This window comes from Bacillus cereus group sp. RP43 (assembly GCF_040459645.1).
Classification (GTDB): domain Bacteria; phylum Bacillota; class Bacilli; order Bacillales; family Bacillaceae_G; genus Bacillus_A; species Bacillus_A mycoides_C.
The window spans coordinates 140,712-166,200 of the sequence record NZ_JARVHQ010000003.1 but is presented as its reverse complement, the minus strand read 5'-3'; the positions used below and the strand labels follow the sequence as shown (position 1 = coordinate 166,200).

Here is a 25,489-nt window from a genome sequence, read left to right as displayed (position 1 = left end):
ATAATTGGGGTCCCACCGCATCTCCATCAAGCTAAAAAATTGTATCCATAAAACGAAAAAAACGCTATTCTTTTTGTAGAAATATACAGAAAGGATGGCGTTTTTGTATGAATCTATCGATTCAAGATGAGTTTCATTTATTTGCTGAAGAACTACAGCGATATCTATCTCCAAGTATCCTTCAACAGCCCGCGCAGGAGACGGGTTTCGTAAAACGTAAAAGTAAGTATGGCGCAAGAGATTTGGTCGCTTTATGTATTTGGATTAGTCAACACGTAGCAAGCGATTCTCTTACTCGATTATGTAGTCAGCTTTATGCAAGTACAGCTACACTCATGAGTCCAAAAGGACTGAATCAACGCTTTAATCCAGCAGCTGTCACATTTCTTCGAGAAGTCTTTACTTCTCTTCTCACACAAAAACTCTGTTCAAATCACTCACTTTCTGCACATATAATCTCTACTTTCAATCGTATCCGTATTCTAGATGCAACAGTGTTTCAACTACCTGATCAATTCGCCACTGACTATCAAGGTTCAGGTGGGAGTAGTAATAAAGCAGGCGTGAAAATCCAATTGGAATATGATTTACTTAGTGGTCAATTCCTTAACGTGCAGCTTGGACCAGGAAAGAATAATGATAAAACATATGGTACCATCTGTCTTGAAACCGTAGAAGCAGGCGATTTGTGTTTACGTGATCTTGGTTACTTCGATTTAGGAGACTTACAAACCATTCATGATAAAGAGGCTTACTATATCTCACGGTTGAAGTTGAATACACGCATTTATATCAAGAACCCTGAACCAGAATACTTCAATAATGGTACGTTAAAAAAGCAAACAGAATACATCCAGCTTGATATGACACAAATGATGTCTAGTCTAATCCCTGGTGAAACGATGGAAATCCCCGAGGCATACATTGGCCAAAATCAGAAACTTCCAGCACGTGTCATTATCCATCGTTTAACCGATGATCAAACACAAACACGTCTGAAAAACCAAGCGATACGCGAAAAGAAGAAAGGCATTGTCATGAAGGATAAAAGTAAACGTTTAATGGGCATGAATGTATATATCACGAATACGTCGCTAGAAGAAGTACCGACGAACTACGTGCATTCATTATATTCACTTCGTTGGCAGATTGAAATTTTGTTTAAAACGTGGAAGTCATTCTTTGAAATTGATAAATGTCAAAATATAAAAAGAGAACGCCTAGAGTGCCATTTATATGGACAACTGATCGGCATTCTCCTCTGTTCTTCTACGATGTTTCAAATGCGCCAGTTTCTGCTTGAAAAGAAAAAGCAGGAGCTGAGTGAATACAAAGCGATTTACATAATTAAAGATTACTTTCCGTTACTGTTTCAAGCGATAGCTGTTGGCACAGAAGAATTTTTAAAAATTCTGCATCGCCTTTATCAACTGCTCAAAAAGAACGGTCGTAAATGTCATAGACATAAGAAGATGACCGTCTTTGATATTCTAGGGATTGTGTATAAAACGACGGTGAAGCATAGACAAGCTGCCTAGCGAAAAAATCACGTTTTAATAGGCTTATTTAGCATGCCTACTTTTTTATCACTTGCTAGTTTTGAAACAAGGATCATTTCGTATCTAGTAATTTACTTTGTTAGCTTGATGGACATGGGGTGGGACCCCTTATTAGACAGAGGTACCATTCTTTCAACCGAATACAAAGATTCAAGGAGGTGGTCGGCAACACTCTATCTACAAATATAAGTATCTCATAAAAATAGATACCCTTGGGTTTATAGGTACATCCCGTCCCTAAAAAACCTAACTTAATCATACGAGAAGGTGAGAACGATGGAGGAGGACATCTTCAAGCTGTTCTTACAGCAAGGTTCATGGGCCATGCTTGCAGGATAGTTATTATGGGCAAACAACAAAAGAAATGAGCAAAGTGAAGATAAGTATCAAACAGTAATTGAAAAGAACCAAGAAGTCATCGAAGAACAAGCAAAAGCGTTTGAATCTATCTCTAAAGATGTATCAGAAATCAAACAACAACTCTTTGAAGGAGACGATAAATCATGACAAAACACATTGTAGATCATTTATATAATGACCATGTAGCGAATTTAGAGAGTTACGGTATCCCTCATGCGGCGTATGCCTATGGATGTTATGTAAGTGTGAATGATGCCATTGTGGAGGCGAAAGATTTTTTGGCCAGAGTAAATCCTAACGCAAAATTTTTAGTGTTAGATGTGGAAGATGATACACTTTCATCGATAAAAGAGAATTAGCAGAAGCGTCCCGAGCATTTATTGATGAAAGTGTAAAGCTGAAGGCTGGAAGATAGTTTTATATGTAGCTCATCACATGTATGGTGAATACAATTTACAACATGTACAAGCAATTTTATTTGGTTACCGCGTTATGGCACAAATGATGGTTCTCCACAAAAGAAACCTTCTTATCCATGTTGTTGTATGTAACATCGGCTATGTTAGTTGAGCCTGTGTAGTTAGAAATGAAGAACCCAGTATCCGCCATCTTCCCTACAATGTTAGCATTCTTAAGATTAAAGCTAGAACCACCATTAATATTCGTACTAGATCTTAGTGAATATTTGTCATGATCTATGGTGATGTCTTTATCTGCATTCCCATTAATCGTTAGCTTTCGGCTACCACTCAAAGAAAACTCCAAATCTTTTTTAAATTGTATATTTTTCATAATATTAATCGTTGTCACAGATACATCCAGTATTGCTGCCTCAAATTCTTCGAATGTTGAAACATCCTTTTCTGTTGCTTCATCTGGCACTGCATCCAGTTTCTGATTTTCTTGTTGGCCTTGAACAACTTCTTCCTTTATTTGTTCTACTTTCTTTTATTTTATTTTATTTCATTTCATCCATTGACGGTTGCTGCTGAATGGGTACATTTAATTGTTGTTCCTCTGTGTAACTAGGTTGTACGGACGTTAATAAAATACCTGCCGTTGTCACGGTTGTTCCCGTTGCTTTTAAATTATATTTCAATTTCGATTTTTTTGTCATGCGAACTCTCCTTGTTTTTTGTTAGGTTATGAAATGATGGTAGGAATCTCTCTTTTTTTACTGTATGGCTGGTCATGATAGTTTGCTAGAATATCGAATGCAAACCAGAACAAAGAGTACATTTCCTTTTCTAATGTGACAGATAGAAACAAGCTGTTTTAGGAGAAAGAAAAAGATACAGCAGGTGTATACTTCAAATCGTCTCTTTCTTATCACATAGAAAAATTCAGCATGCTTTTGTTCGTTACATTTCCCAAGCTGATACAGAAGAAAATAGTAAACGAGCATTCCTTAGTGAAATATTAATACAATTTAAAGTGTTTTTATTCTTTTCATAATTGTATGTGTGATGTATATTAATCGAAAAGGTTTTATTTTTAAGTGTTTTCGGATGTGTATTTTACAGATATACACATGGGATATTGTATTTTATTCATCAGAAAGATAGGGGTTTTAGAAATATAATCTGTATTATAAGTTGTTGAAAAAACGTTGAGATGATAGAGTGAGGAAAGGAAAATACTCTCTTTTAAAACGTGTATAAAATGCTAGAACATAGTAAGTGCATTTCGAGGGACTTTTGATATAGAAACTTGAGGGAATTAAGAGTACGGTATATGTTAAAAGATGTGTAAAATCAAATTTATCCGTATACAAGGTAAAAAATGATATGGTGTGATTTGTTCTTTTGTGAGAATATGTGAATAAGCTTTTTTTTATGTTTGATTTTTTTTGTCACTTATTATTTTATTATTTTATGGTCCTCAGTGTATATATTGGGGGCTTTTTTATTGTAGACAAAAAGTCCATTGCGATGATGAGGCCAATGGGGTGTAGCCTTAGAGGCTGGAAGCAACTAAGACGGTTTGTTTGATGGTAAGATTTATCCGCAAATACACAAATGTATTTTTTACCGAACGAAAGGAAATGTTAACTTTGAAAAAAGTAGGAGAGTATCCGTTTGAGTCAATGATGGAGTCGACATCTATTTTCTTAGATTTTCTCCCTCAAAAAGAACCCAAGTACGATTGGGTGCTTTCTTACGATTAGTCAACTGTTTTTTAGAGTTCTAATTGATTAAATGTCAGAGATTTTAAGTCAATTAGAATGCAAACCAAATACCCTTAATATGTGTCCATTTTTTACTAGGGGGAAGATATGGTGTGATGAATGAAACTATGGTTTCAGGCGGTTAACTGATAATCATAGTACATATTATGTGTAATGAGGTAGAAGAGAAGCTTCAATAACTTATTTACACATGCAATGGACGCAACTTTATGACATTTGTTATAAGGTTGCGTTTTTAATTTATCGTAATACTCAACAATATGATTTTGTCCGTAACGTCGTTGTTTAATCATGTTTTGGATGATGAGGAAAAGGAGCTTCCGGAAATGTTTATTTCCACTTTTATTGATTTTATCTTTAAAAAAGGTTTTACCGGATTGAAAACGGCGTATATCAATGCCAGCAAATGCATTGAGTTGCTTGTTATTATTAAAACGAGTAATATCTTCTATTTCAGCAATCAAGCGTACGGCAGTATTCGGCCCAATCCCAGGAAGACTGAGAATGATATCGTATTCTGTACGTTGCTCGGCTACATACACCATCTTGTTAATACAGCATTCTTTTTGGCGAAGAAGCTCTTGATAGCGCTTTGCGTATAATTTGAGTTGATCTCACAGAACATCGTTCTGAGAAACAGCAGGATAGGAAGTTTTCGCTATTTCAAGTATCTGAATCGCTTTTTTCTCCACCGTGATATTTGATACTTTTTATCGGTGTTGGCACGAATACGATTTTTTATAATAGTTTTAGAAAGACCTAAAACACAATCTGGGTGGGGGAATAGTTGAACGAAATTTAAAAACAAATCAGATTTACTGGTAAACATTCTTTCCAATTCTGGAAATGTTAATTGGATTACTTTATGAATATGGCTGCGAATCATTGATAATTCACCATCCAGTTCGCTATATAATCTAGAAAGAGATTTTAACTGATAGAATAAGTTATTAGTTCCAGTAGATACCCTTCGGGTAACTATAAAATGAGTAAGAGCTAATCGGTGTGCATCGCTTCGGTCTGTCTTATGAATCCGCAAGGAATCACATTGTAGTTTGGCTTCTAATGGGTTTAATAAACAATATGTATACTGGTTATCTTGCATAAATTGTTATAGCTATCTGGAATAGATCCCTGTTGCATCGAACACAATTTCAGGTGATTCACCAGTCTCATCTGTAAGCTTATGTATCTTTTCTTGTAGCTTTTCAAAATCAGGCTTAGAATGCTTGTTTTCGCTTTATAATACACATTGTTTTTGTGTATTATAAATTATCATATAACTTTTACCCATACTGACATCAAGTGCAGTTACGTGTTTCATATAGTTCCTCCTCAGGTGGAATTGAAGTCTTCAACTTACACTTATCGATTCCCATTTCTTATACACGATCTCGAGGACCAACATACTAAAAACTGATTCAAATAAGGTAAGTGAAGAAGGTCAGTTTTTTACGGATTCAGGATTCCAAAGCACCCACGCCCCTCTCTTCACTTCTACTATATAAAAAATAGTAGTGCGAACCAATGCCTTGGTCTGCACTACTAATCTTAGTATGTTTATTATGTCATTTGAAAAGAAAATTTAAAGCTCATCCAGACTATTATAATCAGAGCTTATTTTTAAATGATCCCTGTGGAACTCAAATTTACGAAATAGTTCCTATAAGAGGTATGTTTTGGTCAAAATAATTTTGAATTATTTTTGAGGGCGAGTTTGTAGGGAGTTGAACTATCCCCACTTTCACTTCGTTTAGAAGAGGGGGATTCCTAAGTAAAGAGTTCTATCGAACTCTAATTTATTAGGCTATCTCCACAGTCCTTGCGGTTAGAAGCCTTATCGCTTCATTCTTTAGATTGATACTTGCGTTAATATCCCTATCATAGTGTGTAAGGCAAGAAGGGCAGCCCCATTTACGTAGGTTTAGATTTTTAACGTCTTTGTTTTGATATCCACAACAAGAACATAATTGGCTTGAAGCAAATGTTTTCGATACAACAATGACTTGTTTACCGTACCATTTTGCCTTATATTTCAACATAGTTCGAAACTGAGACCATGATACCTCACTAATTGCTTTTGCTAACTTATGATTCTTTAACATATTCGATACTTGCAAATCCTCTATACCGATAACATCGTGGTTTTTGATGATTTCAGTCGAGATTTTGTCCAAGTAATCTTTTCTAGCATTCGTCATGTATTCATGAATTCTAGCTACTTTTACTCGTTGTTTATTCCAGCGAGAAGATCCTTTCATTCTTCTAGAAAGAACACGCTGTGCTTTTGCCAACTTCTCTTCTAATGATCGAAAAAACTTCGGATTTTTATAGGTAGTTCCATCTGACAAAATGGCGAAATCTTTTAGTCCCACATCCATTCCAATGTAAGAGTTTGTTTTCGGAAGTTCTTGCACTTCTGTTTCAACTAACAATGACACAAAGTATCTGCCAGAAGGGTTCCGTCTAACTGTAGCATTTAAAATACGTCCAATTACTTCACGACTTTTGGCAAATCGAACAAGATCTAGTTTTGGCAATTTCATTTTGTTTCCTACAACGGCAATGTTTTCATTTGTTTGTTTTGTGGTATAAGATTGTACGTTGTTCTTCTTAGATTTGAAACGCGGGGCATTGTTTTGTTTTTTGAAAAGGCGTGTATAAGCATCCGCAAGGTTGCGAACAGATGACTGAATCGCGATACTATCCACTTCTTTTAGCCAAACAAACTCTTTCTTCATGGCAGGGAGTTTGGCAGAGCATGTACCATATGTCAAACCTTTCCCTGTTTCTTTGTATGCATTATCCCATAGAGATAGGAAATGATTGAATACAAAACGAGAACAGCCAATCGTTTTATTGATTAGGGTTGCTTGTGCTTTATTTGGATAGATACGAAATTTATATGCTTTATTAATCATCATTCATTTCACCTCCATTTCGGTATGTTTCTATTGTACAACAAACGTATATTCGATAGATAGTAAAGTAACAGTTTATGTATGTCGAACAATTAAGATGGATTCCTGCCATCCCTTGTCCGAAGTCAATTCATCTCCCACCTACTCACTAAGCGTTCCTTGAGGAAGGAGTCTTCTTGGCTAAAATGATAAATGTTCTATACAAATTTTAAATACCAATAATTAACTAATTTTCGGAGGGAATCAGATGAAGTTACATAAAGTAAAAAGTGGTATAATTCTGTCTGCCACAATGATTACATTATTATCGAACCAAGGAGAGGCAGCAGCAACTGTTCATACTGTTAAAGAAAGCGATACACTCTGGAATATTGGTAAATAATATGGGGTGACTATTCAATCTGTTAGGCAAGCTAATCACAAAACAAGTGATTAGCTTTACATTGGTGAACGCTTGACTATTTTAAATGAAGATAAATCTAATGAGTCTGCGTCTCAAAGAAAAATAATAAGTGATGTACAGAATTTAGCACAAGTTGTTTACCAGGTTCGAAGAGGGGATACATTGCAAGCCATTGCGAAACGATTTAATATATCTATAAATTCTATTAAGCAAGCTAATGATATAAATGAGCGAATCTATGTAGGTCAACATTTAATGATTAATACAGGTATTTCAGAAAAAGAAAAAGATTTAATGGCTTGTTTGGTTACTGCAGAAGCAGGAGGAGAGCCTTATAAGGGGAAAGTAGCAGTAGCAAAAGTTATATTAAATCGTGTAAATGCAGATGGTTTCCCAGACACAATTACAAAAGTTATTTATGAGCCTATTAAATATGGATATGCATTTACTCCTATTACAGATGGTAGGAGTAATCATCCAGCGACACCTGAAGCAAGAATGGTGGTATATGAAGCGCTTTCTACAAGTGGAAAGAATTCTGATTGGCTTTATTTTTATAATCCCAAAACCTCTACAGATAAGTGGATTACTACACGCCAAACGGTTGCAGTAATCGGTAATCATATATTCGCTAAGTGAGTATGTTATGTAATTTTTTAAAAATTTAAGCTCCTATTACCTGAGCTATCGTAATAGGAGCTTATTTTATATGGATCTTGTAGGACTTGAACCTACGACCGGACGGTTATGAGCCATCTGCTGCTCTAACCAGCTGAGCTAAAGGTCCGTTATTAAGAGGAAAAGCACTCTTGCGAGTGCCTTCTCTTGAGTGACTTGATAAGATGTTTTGTTTTCCAATCCATATTGCATATACAATATAACAACAGCTCGATAACAATATACCACAATATAAAGGGTTTGAACAATTTCGTTTTTTACCGCATGAGAGGAAAAATATATTTCGTTGATTGTATAATCCCCCTTAGAAAAAAACCTGCAAGTAGAACGTGCGTAATATAGTTATATGGAAAAAAATGTTCTTATTGGATGTTATCACATGAATCTTCTATTTAAATGTTCACTCGATCAAAAAATATCTATCGAATTAATTTACATGAAAGATTCAGGAGATTTCTCTCAAAGGACAGTAATCGCAAGGAAGATATATCAAAATCGTGTACTAGTGTATTGCATGCAAAAGCAACAAGTTAGAACGCTGAAATTAGCTAACATACTATCAGTTGATAAAGTAAGAAAGAAATATGTTTAAAGAATACATAATGAGGTGATAGCACATGTCAACAGCAAATCCGAAGCCAACAAAAAAGAAGAGCAGTTCAAAAGAGTCGAGACCGTATATGGCTGAATTTGCTCAAGTGAAAAAAATGTTATACAAAGTCAGAGTGACGTCAAAAGTTGTCACTTACTATAAGAAACGAAAGCGAGAACACATTATATTTCCTAATGTACTAGAGCGTTTATTTAAACCCGGTAAGAAAGAAATACCAACCGTTGCATGTGACATCAATGAATTTCGTTTAGTGAATGGAATGAAAGTATATTTTTGTGCTGCATTAGATATTAGCACCCGGCGGGTGCTTGGCTATTCGCTGGATACTTGCTAAGGTGCTCAGTTAGTAAAAGATACAATTTAACAAGTAAAAAACAGATATGGAAAACAAAAGAATATTTTATTTCATAGTAATCAAGGATCACTATTTACCAGTTATAAGGCTACGGATTTTTGTAAACAATAAACGATTCAGCAAAGTATGCCTCGGAAGGAAAATTGTTTGGATAACGCAGTAATTGAATCGTTCTTTAGTATCTTTAAACGTGAATGATTACATGGAGAAAAACTTGTTTCTTTATCTCAAGTTAATCAGTTGATGGCCGAATTTGTTTATATATATTACCATTTTGTTCGTCCCCATTCAGTATTGAATTGGGTGTCAAAATCGATTGCGTAACCTAATTTGTGTCCCAGTTTTTCTTGATCAGGTCATATCTTGAAATACCGCTGGTATTTTGAATGTACTTTATGTGTTTCTATCCCACAATATGGGCGTGTAGCTTTTATAAATCGCGTTCTAGCTTGAAAAATAATTTGGTCCCCCATAAACTCGTAGCTTAGATATTGAATTTTAGAATCTAACGAACTCAAAATATTTTTCATAGGACACCTCACACCCTTTAACTGTTTGTACCTCTAAGTATATTAATTTCAACTAATCTGGGAAAAAGCCAGTTTTAGATTAAAAAAACAGAAAACTTAAATTGTACCGCAGGTACCATCTTACTGTGAATAAGATTAGTTCAGGTTGATAATATTTCCGCTTGAATGAATTTTGTTTTTGCACCAGAACCCCCAAAACATATATCTTTGCATGTAATTTTTAAAATGGATTATCCAAAAAAGAGCGAACTAAAAAGAATTCCCACAGGAGTAATCTTTCTTTCGATACTGTACATGTATTCTCGAAGCCTTCTCTTCTGTTAACAGCGTAAGGTATGCACTTTCATGTGAGTAATATAGGGGGTGGAATGGAGTGTTTTTATGTAAGAAGTCAGATGTTTCAAAGGGAATGCCCTTTACTAATAGGTAAATACAATACTTATCATGTCACAAATTGGACACAAATATTAATACAAATTGTATACAATTTGTATTAATATTGTTTATGTAAGGCATGTAGACGTTTTCAATCTTTTCTTTTTATCTATGTCCAATTAAAAACAAATCTTATTCTTTGATGAGGGGTTTTACTTCCATTGAGGAATTAAAGTCTATAGATAGCAGTCTTTAATTCTTACCTTTTTAAATTCACATAACGAATAGAGAGAGTGATAGGCTTGTATAAACCTGTTTCATCTATCCTTCTTTGTTCACGAATATAAAAAAGGAAGCAAGTTTCATATGGTTATTATGCGGTCTGTTAGATTGATAGAAATAAGGATATGTATAAGATATAGATTCTCCGATGAGTAGGAGATGATACAAATTTTAAAAGCCTCTAAAAGAGGAAGATGAGAAAGGTATCAAAGTGAATGGATAAGAGATAAAAAGATCGGATGGAGACAAGAACTGAGAATTAATCGAAGTATGCATAGAGAAAAATAAGGAAACAAAGGAGAGTAAGAATGAAGAAAAAATCAAACATAAAAAAGAATTTAAAGGCAACGGTAACAACCGTGACAACAGCAGGCATTTTGTTCACAGGTGTATCTCCAAGTTATGCAGAGGAACAACAGAATCAGACACCTATCGAACTAACGGATGCGGAAGCAAAAAAAGAGAAAACATTGGTGGATAATATAAAAGAAAACGAAGTAATTCAAAATCAGGAGCAAATGAATTCAAATGATGCCCCTGCCACAGAACAAGAAGAACAACCAAAAGGCAATGAAACGAGTGAAAGTAAAGTTGAACAAAATGCTTCAATTCAAGAACAACAAAACCGGATAACAGATAGCGTGCAAGATGCAGAATCATATGTGGTGGAGAAAGAAGCGAATGTTTCGACATTCGAAGAATTCAAGACAGCATTAGCAAATGAATCTGTGACAACCATTAATGTTATGAAAACTATTCAGATAAATGAGCAAATCAAAGTTCCTCTATATGGTTCGCGAAATCTTACGATTAATGGGAATGCAGATAAGGATATCAGTATATATAGTGAAAAAACCATAGACATAAATGGTAGTAATAGTAGTAGTATAACCTTAAAAAACGCAAAAATTATTGGAACGTCGCCGTCTTCTTTTATGTCCCTTAATAATAGTTCTGTCCTAAACCTAAAAGATGTTAGACATACAGGTACAGGAAGTTTATTTACTGGTCTTTATAGTTCTTCGAACCGTGCTCGAGTATATTTTGAAGGGAATGTAATACAAAATGAACGTAGTAAACCAACGTATGTAGATGCAGTATTTCGTGAAGGCTCAACGTGGGAAGGTCCTGTTTTTAGTCTATCTAATGTAATAGTAGAGAAAAATGCAAAAGTACATATGAAAGCTATCCCAAACGCTTTATATGGAGACCTCTATTTAAATAGTTTGATAGTTCACAAGGGTGGAGAGTTTCGTTCGAGTGAGGTACTAGATTCTGTCACTATTTTGAAGGGAGTTGTAGAAGAAGGAGGATCTCTCCATATTGCTGGTGATAAAAACACTGGTTTGCTAGGAAGTAGTAGTATAACATTAATGAATCCTGCTAGTTACAGTATCAGCAATAAGGGAGGTCCAATATTTTCTAATTCTGGTTTTAGTAGTATTTCACTGTACAACGGGGATGTGAATACATGGATAGATAGTGCTGATTTTGAGGGTGAACCGTGGAAGTCATGGAAAGCTGTAGAACATTTTAAGATGGCAAAAAATACTACCGTAAGTTCAAGTGATCCTAGTTTGAACGGCGCAGATTTTAGCAAGGTCCGAAAGATAGCGAGTGAGACACCAGAAAAAATCCCATCAGCTCCGGAAGTAAATGAAGTAAAGGATACAGATACAAAAGTAACGGGGACAGCTCAGGTAGGCTCCACAATTAGCATACAGGCAGCAGGCAAAGAACTGGGGACGGGAACTGTCGATGAAAACGGAACCTATACGATTACGATTCCACAACAAAAAGCAGGTACAAAATTATCTGTGGTCGTAAATAATAGTGCAGGAACAAGTGAAGCAACGGAAGTAACGGTGCAAGCAACACAGCTGGAAAAACCAGTTGTCAACTCATTAACAACGAAAGATAAAAAGGTAACAGGAACAGCACAACCATATGCGAAGATTGAAGTGGTGACAAACTATCAAAAAGCAACTTATAGAGGCGAAGCCGATGAAAACGGGAATTTTGAGGTCGCATTGAATCAACCTCAAAAAGCGGGTACGAAAATTGGTGTGAAACAAAGTATAGACGGAAAAGAAAGTGAGTACACAGAGGTAGAAGTTCAAGCACCATTAGTAGCGCCTGAAATAAATCCAATTTATACAACTGACACAATGATTAAAGGAACAGGAGTAGCAAATACAACAGCCATTGCTAAAATTGGAGAGGCAGAATTTGTAGGGAAAGTGGATGATAAAGGTAATCTTCAAATTGATATCGAGGATTCCTATCCAGTCGGGACTGAAATTTCTGTTTACTTAAAAAATGATAAGGGATTAGAAAGTGAAGTAAAGACTGTAAAGGTGCAAGAAATCTGGGCAATTCCAGCTGTAAATGAAGTAACAGATCAAGATGAAAAAATAACGGGAACAGGCACCGCAGGTGCAGAGGTAACCGTGAAAGTTAAAGACGGAAAAGAAATTGGGAAAGGCACAGTAGCGGACGATGGTACTTTTTCTATTACAATTCCGAAACAAAAGGCCGATACACAGTTAGATGTGAAAGTAGTAAAAGGTGAGAATGAGGGAACGAAGTCAATTACAGTAAAAGATGTGACGCCACCTGAGGCACCGCAAGTAGATGATGTGAAAGCAACAGACAAGAAAGTAACAGGAACAGGAGAACCTGGTGCGAAGGTTTCTATCAAAGAGAAAAACGGAGCTGAAATCGGAGCAGGAACAGTGGACAAGGATGGCAAGTTCTCTGTTGAGATTGCAGCGCAAGTAGCGGGAACTGTGGTATCTATTACCTTAACAGATAAAGCAGGAAATGTAAGTGGAGCAAAAGAGTTAACGGTACAAGAAGGAATTGCGAGCCCAACTATCAATGACTACTACACAACAGATGCCTATGCAAAAGGGACCGCAAAAGGAGCAAGTAAAGTAGCGATTTATGTAGATGGGAAGTTAATCCGTACAGCAGGCGTGAATGCAGACGGAACGTATATGATTTATACGGGAGATATTGTAACGCTTCAAAAAGAAGGAGCAGTCTTTGAAATCGCAGCGCGAGATGCGGCAGGCGCAGAAAGTCAAAGGACACAAGGGACAGTTCTCGCAAAACAAGCTCCAAACGCGCCAGCTATCAATGACTACTATACGACAGATGCCTATGCAAAAGGGACCGCAAAAGGAGCAAGTAAAGTAGCGATTTATGTAGATGGAAAGTTAATGAGAACAGCGGGCGTGAATCAAGATGGAACGTATACGATCTATACAGGAGATATTGTAGCGCTTCAAAAAGAAGGAGCAGTCTTTGAAATCGCAGCGCGAGATGCGGCAGGTACTGAAAGTCAAAGGGTACAAGGAACAGTATTGGTAAAACAACGTCCAGAAGCACCGACTATCAGTAAGTACTACACAACGGATGCTTATGTAAAAGGAACCGCAAAAGGAGCAAGTAAAGTAACGATTTATGTAGATGGGAAGTTAGTGCGAACAGCGGGTGTGAATGCAGACGGAACGTATATGATTTATACGGGAGATATTGTAGCGCTTCAAAAAGAAGGAGCAGTCTTTGAAATCGCAGCGCGAGATGTGGCAGGCACAGAAAGTAAAAAGACACAAGGAACCGTACTTGGTGTAGAAGCAACTATGACTGCAAAAGCCTTCCATTTGGGAACAGATAACTATATCGACGGAACGGTAAGTGCAACCATTCAAAAGGTGAAAATTATAGTGGATGGTGAAGTACTTCGTCAAACAACAGTAGAAAATGGAACATATAAAATTTATGCGAGAGATTTGGTGAAAGATGCAAAACAAAAAGTAGAAATCGCAGGATTTACAAGTGGTAATCAGGAAGTTGCTAGAACAAAAGTAGAAGTAAAATAAAAAATGCCAAAGTGTAGAAATAAGTAGGACAAATCCCATCCATCTTATATATATGGGTGGGATTTGTTTATGAATAAGGAGACAAGTATATGAAACGAGTAATCAAAAAAATCATTCCAGCTGTATGTATGACAAGTATTCTATTTTCAGCTGGCTGTACGGGAACAACAGATACAAAGAAGGAAAACGTGGAGAAACAAGCTATTCAAACTGAAATTGGAAAAGAAAAAGTAAGTCGTGCAATGAAAATGAAAGTTACCGCAGCAAAAATCGTAAAAGATGAAACCGTGTCAGAACAAGAAGAGGTTGTTCAGATTCAATTTGATATAAAAAATGAAGGGAATGAAGACAACGGAATTGGAGCCGGAGATTTTGTGATCAAAGATGAGAAAGGAAAAACATATGAGATGTACGGGAGAGAAGATAACTTTGGAGATGTGATTCCAGCAGGTAAAAGTCTAAAAGGGAATGGATATTATCGAGTAGCAAAAGACACAAAAGAGTTAAAAGTTGTGTATAGTCCGACAGTACAAAAAGAAAAGGATGAAAAAGTGATCGAATGGAACATTGGGCATCCGGAGAAATAACGTACGTACAGCCAATAGACAGAGGGAATTTGATGTAACACTCACTGTTTATCACTTAGTATACTTGTACGTTTGACTCCCCTTCTCACGGGTGACAAACATATATTCTACTCTGGAAACGTACGTTGTATTACACAAATTTCAATTCATCTCTAGCCCATCTGTTTGTGCTTCTGCACCTTCGTATAAATTGAATAGGTTAGAGATAAATTGGATATTTTATAGTATGAAGCTTGGTCTCTATAAATTGGGTTTTTTCCTCAAAAATGTATCTCCTACTTTCATTAATATGTGCGTAATAGAATGGAGAGGGATTTTCAAAAAGCTTGTCAAAAAATTAAGATTAGGATGACAGAATAAATGAAAGAAAATACGCAATTGATTTTCAAACTGCTAGATTTAATGGATTCTTATACAAAAGGACACAGTGAGAGAGTGGAAAAATATGCTACAATTCTTGCGAAAGAAACCAATATGTTTAGAAAGAAAGAATTAAAAAGATTTCACTCCGCGTGCTTACTACATGATATAGGCAAGATAGAATAGTCATACACTGTGATGCCCTCCCAAAAAACAAGAACATTCGTTCTTGTTGTATACGAACTTGCGTTCTTTCATAAAGAGTTTTTTTTTTGTTTAAAAGTAATTTTTTGCATAAAGAAAAGACACTCCTATAAGAGTGTCTTTTCAGATAGTCTTTTTGCAGAAGCAAGCAGTTCTAACAACTATTAATTAAAGGTGCAAAACATAGAAAAAAGACACTGTACAATGTCTTTTTTTATGTTGATATAGCTCAAAAGAAAATGTAAAGATTAATCAAAGTTGTTGGATGCTTCTTGGTTAATACTATTATAACATAATTATATAAAATTATATATTAATTTATACTTATATATAACTTCGTGTATATCGGGTGTACTTATACTATATATCCCTATAATTTCTAGTACTCCTATCATTCTTGAGATGCAGTAAAATACAATTTGTCTTATGAAAGAAAAAAGGATTCGATAAACAATAATCAGATCCCTTTTCACTATGTATAATTATTTCACTGCTGCTTTTAATTCTTTTCCAGCTTTAAAAGCAGGTGCCTTTGAAGCGGCGATTTGCATTTCTTCACCTGTTTGTGGGTTGCGTCCTGTACGTGCAGATCTTTCACGCACTTCAAATGTACCAAATCCAAGGATCTGTACTTTCTCTCCATTATCTAGCGCATTTGTTATCATATCTAACACAGCTTGTGTCGCTGCAGCTGCATCTTTTTGTGTAAGTTCTGCTTTTTCTGCTACTAATTTTGTTAATTCTGTCTTATTCATTTTCTGCACCTCTTTTTATGTAATTAGGTGACTATTATAACGTGCTTATAATCTTGATGCAATTAAAAGTAGGCATAGAAAAAGCTAGGGACAATTTCTGTGTGGTAGTAAGAAAGAAAAATGTGTTCATCGTACAATTTATATTTTAGTATTATCATTATATAATCGATATATAAAGTTATTTATTGTATGTGAACTACAACTAAACAAAGAAGGTGTTACCAAGATGGGGATTTTAACTTTTATCATATCTATCCTTATCTTTTCCATAACTATCCTAACAATGAATTTTGTTCTGTGGTTAAAAACTAAAAAGTTTTATGTCCCTGACGTAATACGATTAACTGGAGCAATTATATGTTTAATTAGTTCGTGCATTTTGCTTGGTATCAATAGCATTCAGTTTTACCAAAAATAATTGCAAAAACGATTACTATAAACCTTTTCCAATAGTGTACGGTGCACTTTGGAAATTTTATCGGTTCATACTTTGCGGTCTATGACAGCAATCTTGTCGTTGCCCCATTTAAAAGGAGATTAATTATACATGTTAGAAACTCTTGAAATGAGAAAAAAGCAACACGAAATAAAAATACATAAATACAAAAATATACAAAAATACTATAATCCATTTTTGTTTGCAATCTCGATTATTTATTTTCTCTATTTCATGATTATTGATAATTCTCTTTCAGCACAGCTATTACTTTCTTTCATAATCGGTTTTACTCTTTGGAGCATAGGCCTAGCTATAAATCTAAAACTCTTATATGAGATAAAGGGAAAACGAAAAATCTTGAATATAGAAACAATAAACGAAATGAAAAAGAATAAATATATGAGTCCAGGAAGAAAAGAACGTTATATCAAAGATTATAACGCGTCCAAAAATGAGCTAGAAAAGATAATGACTTACGCTAAATTCATGTTAGAAGCTAAAGAAAGAGAAAACGAGATAAAAGACGACAAAGGAATTTAGAGATATAATTGTAGTATTACATGCAGATGATACCAGAAAAACATCATTTAATCTGTTTGTTCATATGTGATTAGTAGTTAGAAATAAAAAAAGGGTGGTATAAACATGAAATCAACAGGTGTTACACGAAAAATAGATGAATTAGGGCGTATTGTTCTTCCAAAAGAGTTAAGAAGAACGTTAGGAATTGCAGAAAAAGATCCTATCGAAATATTTGTAGAAGATGAAAAGATCATTTTACAAAAATACAAATCTTATGATGCTTGTGCAATAACTGGTGATATTTCAGAAAAAAACATTTCATTAGCTAATGGACAAATTGTACTTAGTTCTGAAGGGGCTGAACTTTTAATTAAGGAGATTCAGCAACACTTAGTAAAGTAAGATCATTCAACTTAGCATTAAACCATATTAAAAATGTTTCACGACACAATTTAATATGGTTTATTTCAAGGACGATTATTACTTCTTTAGACATAAAAAAGGAGCAAAATAAATTTGCTCCTTTTTACATGAAAATCACCCTAATTTGCCCAAATGAAGAATACAATAACTAATTGCATAAAGGGAAATTGCTAGCCAAGTAATTATATACATTGAAACCTCAAATTTGGAAGCTTTTCCTTCCTATTTGGTTTTTATAATTGTCTGAGATATAAGAAGCTACAAAGCTACAAAGCAATAGTAATAGTAATAGTGTAGCATACCTTTGAAAGCTATGATCATGCATCCATGTATATAAATAAATCTCTAGAGCAATTAGAGCCATGTAATTTTGAAAGGGAAATTAAAAGAAAGCAGTCGATTCTTAATACGTATGTTTTTATTAAGCTAATTAATAAACAAGAGTTGGAGAGTTTAAGCATTTATCACCCTGCTGAAGAAGCTTTTTTAGAGATCATTAAGGGAAAGCATGAAAATGCAGTTGAAATTCTAAGTGGTTTAGAAAAGAAAAATGGGTTTTTGACCCCAATGCAATATTGTTATTTTGGGATAGCAAAGAATGATATTACTTTAATTGAAAAGTCAATTGAGCTATATGAGTGTTTAGGTAATAGGTTCTATAGTAAATTCCCTAAAAAGATAGTGGGAGAATTTCTAAAAAATAATATAATATACCAGGGTGGTGCAATATGAAGAAAATATTATCTATATTAACAAGTATCGTTTTGGCGGCAGGAATCATTTATACTGTTGCTGGTAGTAAAGAGCAACCAAACAATTTAGTTGAAAAAGATTCAGAACAATTATTAGTTTGTGAAAGATTCACAAACTAATAATTAAAACTGAATCAAAATTTCAAACCATAAAATCGATATTCTTCCTATTATATATACTTACTAAAATAATGAATTTCCTATATCTATTGTGGCCAAGTTTTGACGTCTTGTACGTTCCCTTAAATAACGTTCTGTCGTCATAATAGATTCATGTCCTAAATAGTCACGTATTTTCTTAAGCTCGACACCTTTTCCCATCAAATGATTTGCAAAGAAGTGCCTGCAGGTATGGGGAGTAATTCTATCTTTTCGATAACGTAGAAATGGTAAGTTTGTTTCTTCAATTTTTTCTGCTACATATTTTGATAAGTAGTCAGCCCTATAGTAAGAGCCATCGGCTTTAGGTAGAAAAGCAAATGTACTAGAGGCGTCCAATTCACTTGTTTGTTTACGTAATTGACGCAGGTGACAGATATCGTCGAGTACATCTTCAAAGATACGAACTTCTCTAGTTTTATTTCCTTTTCCAATTACACGTAAGAGATAGACATTTAAAGAAGGATGGAATGCAAGATCAGCCCATTTTGCGTTTGCAACTTCCTCAATCCGGAGACCGGTAGTGGTAAGGAGGAAAAACAAGGAATACATAAAGAAATTTGTTTTTTTCAATGTATCTAAGATTTCATTCACTTCTTCGGGAAATAGGTCGCGGTTGACCAGCTCTTCTTTTTTTAGAGATACTTTTTTAAGGCGACTACTAAAGTTGTCTGAGAGTCCATTGTTATCATAAATATATTTTAAAAACTGCTGAACTACTGTTTTCTTTCGGCGTAATGTAGTAGCAGCATACTTCTTACTTAGTTCATAGAAATAGATTTCCATCTCATTATGAGATAAATCCTGAATGGTTCCTATTTTTTCTTTTATGTACCGAAGAAAATGAGACAGATCATGCAGATATATCTTTTTTGTACGTTCACTTCGTTTTTTTGTTAAAGAAGGCTCATCATGTAAAAATAAGTAAACTAATGATTCTTCACTTAATTTAGAATAATCAATATTTCGAATACCCATACCCATAATTTTTTCAAAATGACTGCTATCAAAAAAATCTGATTTGGATTTTACAAGTTGATTGTTATGTTCGTAATTTATGATATTCAAATCTATACACACCCTTTAATAGAATGAAAAGACACACATATATTTTATATAAACTCTTATGATTCTAATTATACCACAATAAATGCATTATTTATTGTGGTGTAAATTGAAATGATTAAATATATATTTCCACCTTATTATTTAACGTTTCTGTTTAGAAGATGTATAATGGAAATGTTTAATTGGTTTTTTTGTACATTTCAATCCAATTTTGGTAGGAGGAGATTTTTTTGACTAATCTACGTCGGAAAATTTTATATGAAATCTATAATTTAGAAGTTACCCATTGTTCAATTTGCCCTCTGAACAACCTATCAGTGAATTGTGCAGATGAGCAAGAACAGGCAAAACAGAGAAACTACAAACATTGTAAAGGTTGTCCCATTTTCGATTCCATCAGAGAGAAAGGAGAGCAATTGAATTCTTTATCGAAAAAGAGTACATTTAATAAGGTAAGAGAACGTTATATGGAAAATCCATTTAAGTATCTGCAGTATAAGGAGTACTCAATCACAGATGTAGTAAATGAAACAGGCTTAACAAAGTATCAACTAAGAAAATTTAAACAACAGCTAGAATGAAAGTTTTGGATGAGGTGAGAAATGGACTATTTATCTTTAGAAGAGGTATGCGATAGGGTAGGTTTAACAAAAAATCAATTAGGCTATTTAATTAAGTATAAACACATCGAACCTATCAATCTGGATACCTGGAAAGCAGATGGCGGATATCGTTTTGAGCAAGAAGATGTAAAAAAGTTAGAGGAATTATACAAAGACTCTTTAACATTAAAAGAAGCAGCAGAATTTCTAAATAAATCAAAGACTTACGTTCATAATGCGGCTAAAGATGGGATATTGCCCTTTAAAGAGATTGCTAAAGGGAAATCTACTGAGCGATTGTACTTAAAAAACGATTTGGAAATTTTCAAAGAAAGAATTGAAAATAGATCAAAAGAGGAGTCAAAAGAAAAAAAGCAGCATTTAAGTCTATACCTTGATGAAAAGGTATTAAAAGCAATAAAGAAAAAGGCTGAAAAGAAAGGGTATAACGGCTACAAGAAGTTTGCTGAAGACATTTTATATGAAGAAGTAAAAGAGGAAATAGAATAATAGATTTTTTAGCGAAAACAGCCCCTCAAAAATCGAAATTCGTTTTAAGGGTCCTATTTACTTCATATGGTTGATTATTGATTTTTGAGTACGTTAATATTAGTTACTTCACCAAAATAGGTTACAAGCAAATTTGAAAGGTCGTTTTTTTTGTTTGTTCAGTCAAAATTGCTGTTATTACAAAAAAGAAACTGAATTATGAGAGAAAAAGATTCATAATCAATAATATTGATATTTTTGTAAAATGCGGTACGATTTAACTTATTAAGATGAAAGGCACTCAATAGAAGAAAGCAAACTGATATAAACCATAGAAAATATATTATGAAAAAAGAAAACTATAAGTATACATATTTATATTATAGTAAACTAATTAATGTACGATATTAGTTTACATACTAAGAAACTTCTTTTTCAAATTTAAAGCTATAAAGCTATTATCAAAATTAAAAGGGTTACTTTAATAATATCCTAATACGGTAGGGATTATGGTATAATGTGGATAGTAACTGCAGACGTGCGGTGGGAGGTTGCACCCTTTCTTTCTCTTAATTTTAGAGGGAAAGGAGGTGTAACCGATATGGATTTTTTACTTCAATTATTACAAGATGCTACGAAACTATTCATAACAGTATTCGTAACAACTTACGCAACTGCTTATGCAAATAAGTTAGTTAAAAGTAATATTAAACGTAAAAGAACCACCGCGTCCGGCAAGACAAAAGGGGGTTCAAAAAGAAAATAACTAAAAATTTGCAATCAACCACCTTACAGCGGCAGTTACATATTGGACGGGATGTTTCCAGCATCCTGTCTTTTTAGTTTATGCAATTCAGTTAAGTACTATACTTTATATATATTGGATATGCATTCAATATATATTTAATCTACAGTAAACATACCACATTTTTATTTTTTGGTCAATAAACAAGCGATCATAAACTCATTCGAAGGGTATGTGGAGTAAATTACAAACCCCCAATTCTATTAAAGACAAATTGGGGGTTTGCTTAGAACTCATTAACATACTCAAATAGCCTAAAGGAGACTTGTCTCTTTATTTTAGTATACTAAAAATAGAAATAAAATTCGATTTGAGAGTTTTATTTCTATTTAGTTATTGTGGTTCGAAAAATGAACTGTCAGAGAGGGGGCATGTTAAGGTAATTAGCCACCTTGTAAAAAAAAGAGAAAGCCACACGTTAAAGGGATTTTCTTTTCAAATGAATTAAAACAAATAACAGACCTATCAATTATACAATAAATCGTAATTTTTCACCTGAAGAGGCCAATTTTCTTGTTTTGGGGGTATTTACTTTTTTAGCTTGATTGTGATGGGATAGATAGCACCAACAAAACGCGAATTTCGTACGCTAAGCAAAATTTCATAAAGAAAAAGCCGATTTCCTGTACATAAGGAATAAACTGCATCTTAATTATTAGATCGAACCTTCAAATATTTAAAAGGTAAGGATACGCTCCTTATTCATTCGGATCAACGCTGACATTATTAAATGAAACAATACTGTTATTACCTCAACAAACGTGGTATTACACAAAGTATGTCTTGCAAGGGAAACTGATATGATAACGTATTGATTGAAAAATTCTTTGGTATTATAAAATCAGAATTTCTATATCAAAAAGAATTAAGACCAAACTAAAGGGTATGTGCTCGGTATAATACCAAGCACATACCCAAGAAGTCACTTAAATGAAATAACCATTCTAACTCAGTGATTTCAGAATAATTAGCTTTTTGTTATTGATATATTTGTAGAGATCGTAGAAAATCTTGAGTTGCAATTTATTATGAAGTTAGTATTATTTACAAACAAACTTCTCTAAACTTCACATTATCTAAGTTATAGTAGCCACCTGATTGAGTATCATAAATTTCAAAGTAAATATAATTTATATTTTTTTTAGTAGTAAAATCAAAGCTATACGTTTTCCAGTCATTAGACAAAGTTGCTGTATCTTCAAATTGTGTGTTGTATCCAGTTCCAATTCCAATAAGTGATATGTTTGGTTTAGATATAAATCCAGGATTTGCTCTAAGATCATATTCTAGTTTATATTTTGTATTGGGCTTTACTTTAAACTTCTCATTCTTTACAACCCTATGATTATTACCTATTAAATAGCCATCTTTAATCTCAAAAAGAAAATCACCATTAGTAGTTTTCCAATAATTTTTCCCTTCATCAAAATTACCATTTTTAATGAGGTTTCCTCCAAGAACTTGTCTCCATTCCGTTACTGAAACATCATCAAATTGTAAATTTGTATTTCCTGTATTTTTTAAACCTAATTTTTGGAAATATTCCGGATGGCCACCAGTATTAAATGAAAATTCAATTACCTGCCACTTATCTCCCTCAATAGTCACATTCTGTCTCGCACCGTTTCCATCTCCATTTTTAGTGCTATCTGCATAAAACACTACATTGTTCTTACCTGTAGGAGAAGTCGTTTTTACATATGCTCGAGCTGTATAGGATGTATATGGTTGTAATTCAAGATTTTTTTGTGCATGTCCATTTCCATTTTGACCAATCATTCCATGTTTCTTGCCTGTATACCCTCCATTTTCTTGATAAGTAGAATACCAATTTGTGTTTCCGTTTGCTTCAAAGTCATAATAAGCAACTGGAAGACGGAGAGTAATATTCATACCTCTTTTCCATTTAGTTTTATATACCTTTTTATCTTGCATTTGTTCAAGTTGTTTTTCAATTTCTTTTTGTGTTTTTTTATCTCCAATAAGATTCACTGAAGATTCGTCAATATATATTTTTTTTCCAGTACGTTCTGTATAGTATAATTGCCCATCTTTTTCTTTTGCATTAAAAGCTTTTTTAATTGCTTCTCCTATAGTAATTTCAGGTGTTTTGTCCTCTGGGTCATTTTCATTTTTCGCAGCAACTCTCCGCTCTAAATTCTCTTTACTAGTACCAGTATCTAGTATTAAGGAACCGGAAACAGCATCAATATTTGTTCGAATCGGATCCCACTGTTTAGATGCGTCTGTTATTAACTTACCTGTGTCATCTAAAATTCCATATTGCCCTTTATTTTGTGTCGTTTCTAAATTTAATTTTTCACTATGACTTTGAATTGCATTTAATTGTTCACCATTTATTGCAATTTTAACTGTACCTGCTTCGTTTGCTTTATCTAAGGAAATAGGTGCTTGCTCCCTTTTCGGATATGTATCACTAGGTCCTAAACTATTTCCAATTTGATTCGATCCAGCAGTTATCGTTGCAATTGAAGTACCTGAATTTTGAAATACAAAATTTGATGTAGGACGTAATTCATAAATAGGTGCCGTTCCAGCATTATAATAGCGAACATTTGCGTTTAAAAATGCAGATTCTGCAGTGTTAATTCCAATTTGTTTTGACCAAGAATCACTCTCGGAATTTTGAATTGCTGTACTATTGGTCCAAGAATGAGAATATTTTGTAGACACTTTAAAAGAAGCAAGGGCAAATGGATTAAGTGTTCCTCCTACTTCTCCACCAACCTCAACAGAATTTGTATTAGTGTTTGTATCTGTTACACTTTTTGATTTAGTACCAGAGGCACCTTCTGTAACATTTTCATTCTTAGAAAATAATAAATTCTCCATTCCTACTCCTATGGCTGGATAAGCAGCAACTAAAGGATCTTTGGCTTCATCTTTTGTTGCTTCTGGCATATGCCCCGATACCTTTTCAAAATCTGTATATGGATCAGCAACAGTTCGGGCTTTATATGGATTAGATACATATTTTTTGTACCCTTGTGCAAGATAAGAATCTTCCCATTTTACAATTTGTTGATTTTTAAATGTATAACCCTGTTCTTCCCATTCATCAGGAATTCCATCTTTATCAGTATCTATTAATTTTGAGGAATGTGATCTATTATCAAAAAGATTAAAGTTTGGTAATAATAACATATCTTTTTTATTATTAGGTAGATTTTCCTTTTCAGAGAAATTAGGCAATAAGATATTTTGTGAAGGAATTGGCTCTTTTACTTTACCATCTATTGACCAGAATAATTGTAAATCAGGTAAAGTATCCTTTGTATTTCGGTACTCAATCTTTAATTCATATACTTTATCTTTTTCTAATTTAATAGTTTTTTTCATCTCAGACTGATCAATAATATTTTCCTCATTAATTTGCAAGATGATATGTTGATCAGATGATGTAGAAAAGGTATATTCTCCTGTTTGAGATGGAGTCACTCTTCCCATCCATCTTACAGAGTGGATGGTTTGATTATTTTTTATTACTCTCGCCTTGTCTATTAATTTATCACTCTGTTCACCAACTTTAATAGAAGTTAAGTCCTGAAATTGTGCGTCTTTAAAATAATATCCTACTAGTCCTTGTATATTATTTTTTTCTTCTACATTTCTTTTGTTATCAGCTTTCTTCCCATTACTATTTTCGGCAAATGATGTTACAGGAGATACAGCAATTTGAGATAGTATTGCTGTAATTGTAAGACATTTAAATATACTTTTTAATTTCATACTCTTCACTCCTTTTAAGATTGCATATAAAATACACTTTTAGAAAAGATATCATCACGTTGGTGTTTCCGCACCTTTCAACGTACAGCAGAATACGAAATCGCCTGTTTTTTTCTTTGGCTTGCTGTACGCTCAAAGGAAGGGAAAACCCTTCCCTAGCCGTAAGATTATGGTTGATTTTGTGGAGCTGTCATCCACACTTACATTATTACATAACCACCTTTTTGAACACGCTTCTAATTTTCATCTAAAAACGAAAAAACACGTTTTCTCTTTGAGGAACTCTTATCCCCTCTAGCCTCCGCGTTACCGAGTAACGTTTATTATAATGGGCACGCTATGATGACTTTTATCACCAATTCCCATGAAACGTATTCTATTTTCAAAGAACTTGCAATATGATGATACGATGAATTCCACATT

At 34.0% G+C, this 25,489-nt stretch carries 17 protein-coding genes, 1 tRNA gene and 8 pseudogenes; 17 read left to right on the top strand and 9 right to left on the bottom strand.

What is annotated here, in order from left to right; genetic code table 11:
- Positions 1-107: 107 nt before the first annotated feature.
- From QCI75_RS29720 to QCI75_RS29710, 3 genes and pseudogenes are all read left to right on the top strand, one after another.
- Positions 108-1,538 (top strand): IS4 family transposase, encoded by a 1,431-nt coding sequence (locus QCI75_RS29720; protein WP_353762104.1) that lies wholly within the window; start codon positions 108-110, stop codon positions 1,536-1,538.
- A gap of 297 nt (positions 1,539-1,835) precedes the next feature.
- Positions 1,836-2,066, top strand: a pseudogene (locus tag QCI75_RS29715) (BhlA/UviB family holin-like peptide).
- A gap of 8 nt (positions 2,067-2,074) precedes the next feature.
- Positions 2,075-2,458: pseudogene (locus tag QCI75_RS29710) on the top strand (GH25 family lysozyme); the annotation flags it as partial.
- On the opposite strand, the gene QCI75_RS29705 reads toward QCI75_RS29710, so the two are convergent.
- The 4 genes and pseudogenes from QCI75_RS29705 to tnpB form a co-directional block, all read right to left on the bottom strand.
- A complete protein-coding gene (locus QCI75_RS29705; RefSeq protein WP_353762182.1) occupies positions 2,394-2,729 on the bottom strand; it encodes a pectate lyase-like adhesive domain-containing protein in 336 nt (111 codons plus the stop codon). The pseudogene QCI75_RS29710 and the gene QCI75_RS29705 sit on opposite strands and share 65 nt — an antisense overlap.
- Before the next feature lie 148 nt (positions 2,730-2,877).
- Entirely contained in the window at positions 2,878-3,036 is a 159-nt protein-coding gene (locus tag QCI75_RS29700; protein ID WP_353762102.1) for a hypothetical protein, read from the bottom strand.
- Positions 3,037-4,220: 1,184 nt separating this feature from the next.
- Positions 4,221-5,431, bottom strand: a pseudogene (locus tag QCI75_RS29695) (IS110 family RNA-guided transposase).
- A gap of 478 nt (positions 5,432-5,909) precedes the next feature.
- Positions 5,910-7,031: an IS200/IS605 family element RNA-guided endonuclease TnpB gene (gene tnpB, locus QCI75_RS29690; protein ID WP_353762101.1), complete on the bottom strand. Its 1,122-nt coding sequence runs from the start codon at positions 7,029-7,031 to the stop codon at positions 5,910-5,912.
- 244 nt (positions 7,032-7,275) lie between these two features.
- Between tnpB and QCI75_RS29685 the strand changes: the two are divergent.
- Positions 7,276-8,070, top strand: a pseudogene (locus tag QCI75_RS29685) (cell wall hydrolase).
- Positions 8,071-8,141: 71 nt separating this feature from the next.
- On the opposite strand, the gene QCI75_RS29680 reads toward QCI75_RS29685, so the two are convergent.
- A tRNA-Ile gene (locus tag QCI75_RS29680) sits at positions 8,142-8,218 on the bottom strand.
- Positions 8,219-8,488: 270 nt separating this feature from the next.
- Here QCI75_RS29680 and QCI75_RS29675 point away from each other — a divergent pair.
- Positions 8,489-8,701: a hypothetical protein gene (locus QCI75_RS29675; RefSeq protein WP_353762180.1), complete on the top strand. Its 213-nt coding sequence runs from the start codon at positions 8,489-8,491 to the stop codon at positions 8,699-8,701.
- A 25-nt stretch (positions 8,702-8,726) separates the two neighbouring features.
- Positions 8,727-9,056 (top strand): hypothetical protein, encoded by a 330-nt coding sequence (locus QCI75_RS29670; RefSeq protein WP_353762100.1) that lies wholly within the window; start codon positions 8,727-8,729, stop codon positions 9,054-9,056.
- Between the two features lie 642 nt (positions 9,057-9,698).
- Here QCI75_RS29670 and QCI75_RS29665 read toward each other — a convergent pair.
- A pseudogene (locus tag QCI75_RS29665) lies at positions 9,699-9,791 on the bottom strand (IS6 family transposase); the annotation flags it as partial.
- Positions 9,792-10,572: 781 nt separating this feature from the next.
- Here QCI75_RS29665 and QCI75_RS29660 point away from each other — a divergent pair.
- The 3 genes and pseudogenes from QCI75_RS29660 to QCI75_RS29650 form a co-directional block, all read left to right on the top strand.
- Entirely contained in the window at positions 10,573-14,151 is a 3,579-nt protein-coding gene (locus QCI75_RS29660) for an Ig-like domain-containing protein (protein WP_353762098.1), read from the top strand.
- A gap of 89 nt (positions 14,152-14,240) precedes the next feature.
- A complete protein-coding gene (locus QCI75_RS29655; protein ID WP_353762097.1) occupies positions 14,241-14,738 on the top strand; it encodes a DUF4352 domain-containing protein in 498 nt (165 codons plus the stop codon).
- Positions 14,739-15,098: 360 nt separating this feature from the next.
- Positions 15,099-15,278: pseudogene (locus QCI75_RS29650) on the top strand (HD domain-containing protein); the annotation flags it as partial.
- Between the two features lie 506 nt (positions 15,279-15,784).
- Here the strand turns inward: QCI75_RS29650 and QCI75_RS29645 are convergent.
- Positions 15,785-16,057 (bottom strand): HU family DNA-binding protein, encoded by a 273-nt coding sequence (locus tag QCI75_RS29645; protein WP_353762096.1) that lies wholly within the window; start codon positions 16,055-16,057, stop codon positions 15,785-15,787.
- 547 nt (positions 16,058-16,604) lie between these two features.
- Here QCI75_RS29645 and QCI75_RS29640 point away from each other — a divergent pair.
- The 4 genes and pseudogenes from QCI75_RS29640 (at position 16,605) to QCI75_RS29625 (ending at position 18,313) form a co-directional block, all read left to right on the top strand.
- Complete coding sequence (locus QCI75_RS29640; RefSeq protein WP_353762095.1) at positions 16,605-17,036, top strand: hypothetical protein; 432 nt, start codon at positions 16,605-16,607, stop codon at positions 17,034-17,036.
- A gap of 105 nt (positions 17,037-17,141) precedes the next feature.
- A complete protein-coding gene (locus QCI75_RS29635) occupies positions 17,142-17,420 on the top strand; it encodes an AbrB/MazE/SpoVT family DNA-binding domain-containing protein (protein WP_353762094.1) in 279 nt (92 codons plus the stop codon).
- Positions 17,421-17,738: 318 nt separating this feature from the next.
- A pseudogene (locus tag QCI75_RS29630) lies at positions 17,739-18,173 on the top strand (AimR family lysis-lysogeny pheromone receptor); the annotation flags it as partial.
- Complete coding sequence (locus QCI75_RS29625) at positions 18,170-18,313, top strand: hypothetical protein (RefSeq protein WP_353762092.1); 144 nt, start codon at positions 18,170-18,172, stop codon at positions 18,311-18,313. The pseudogene QCI75_RS29630 and the gene QCI75_RS29625, both read left to right, overlap by 4 nt.
- Positions 18,314-18,376: 63 nt before the next feature.
- On the opposite strand, the gene QCI75_RS29620 is transcribed toward QCI75_RS29625, so the two are convergent.
- A complete protein-coding gene (locus QCI75_RS29620) occupies positions 18,377-19,420 on the bottom strand; it encodes a tyrosine-type recombinase/integrase (protein ID WP_353762091.1) in 1,044 nt (347 codons plus the stop codon).
- A 230-nt stretch (positions 19,421-19,650) separates the two neighbouring features.
- On the opposite strand from QCI75_RS29620, the gene QCI75_RS29615 reads away from it, so the two are divergent.
- The 4 genes and pseudogenes from QCI75_RS29615 to QCI75_RS29600 all read left to right on the top strand — a co-directional run.
- Entirely contained in the window at positions 19,651-20,001 is a 351-nt protein-coding gene (locus tag QCI75_RS29615; RefSeq protein ID WP_353762090.1) for a transposase, read from the top strand.
- A 21-nt stretch (positions 20,002-20,022) separates the two neighbouring features.
- The gene (locus tag QCI75_RS29610; protein ID WP_353762089.1) at positions 20,023-20,532 is read left to right on the top strand and encodes a helix-turn-helix domain-containing protein; all 510 of its coding nucleotides are present in this window, start codon (positions 20,023-20,025) and stop codon (positions 20,530-20,532) included.
- Positions 20,533-21,112: 580 nt separating this feature from the next.
- Positions 21,113-21,277 (top strand): hypothetical protein, encoded by a 165-nt coding sequence (locus QCI75_RS29605; RefSeq protein ID WP_353762088.1) that lies wholly within the window; start codon positions 21,113-21,115, stop codon positions 21,275-21,277.
- 727 nt (positions 21,278-22,004) lie between these two features.
- A pseudogene (locus QCI75_RS29600) lies at positions 22,005-22,181 on the top strand (IS3 family transposase); the annotation flags it as partial.
- 179 nt (positions 22,182-22,360) lie between these two features.
- On the opposite strand, the gene QCI75_RS29595 reads toward QCI75_RS29600, so the two are convergent.
- Complete coding sequence (locus tag QCI75_RS29595; protein ID WP_353762087.1) at positions 22,361-25,066, bottom strand: binary toxin-like calcium binding domain-containing protein; 2,706 nt, start codon at positions 25,064-25,066, stop codon at positions 22,361-22,363.
- Positions 25,067-25,489 lie beyond the last annotated feature (423 nt).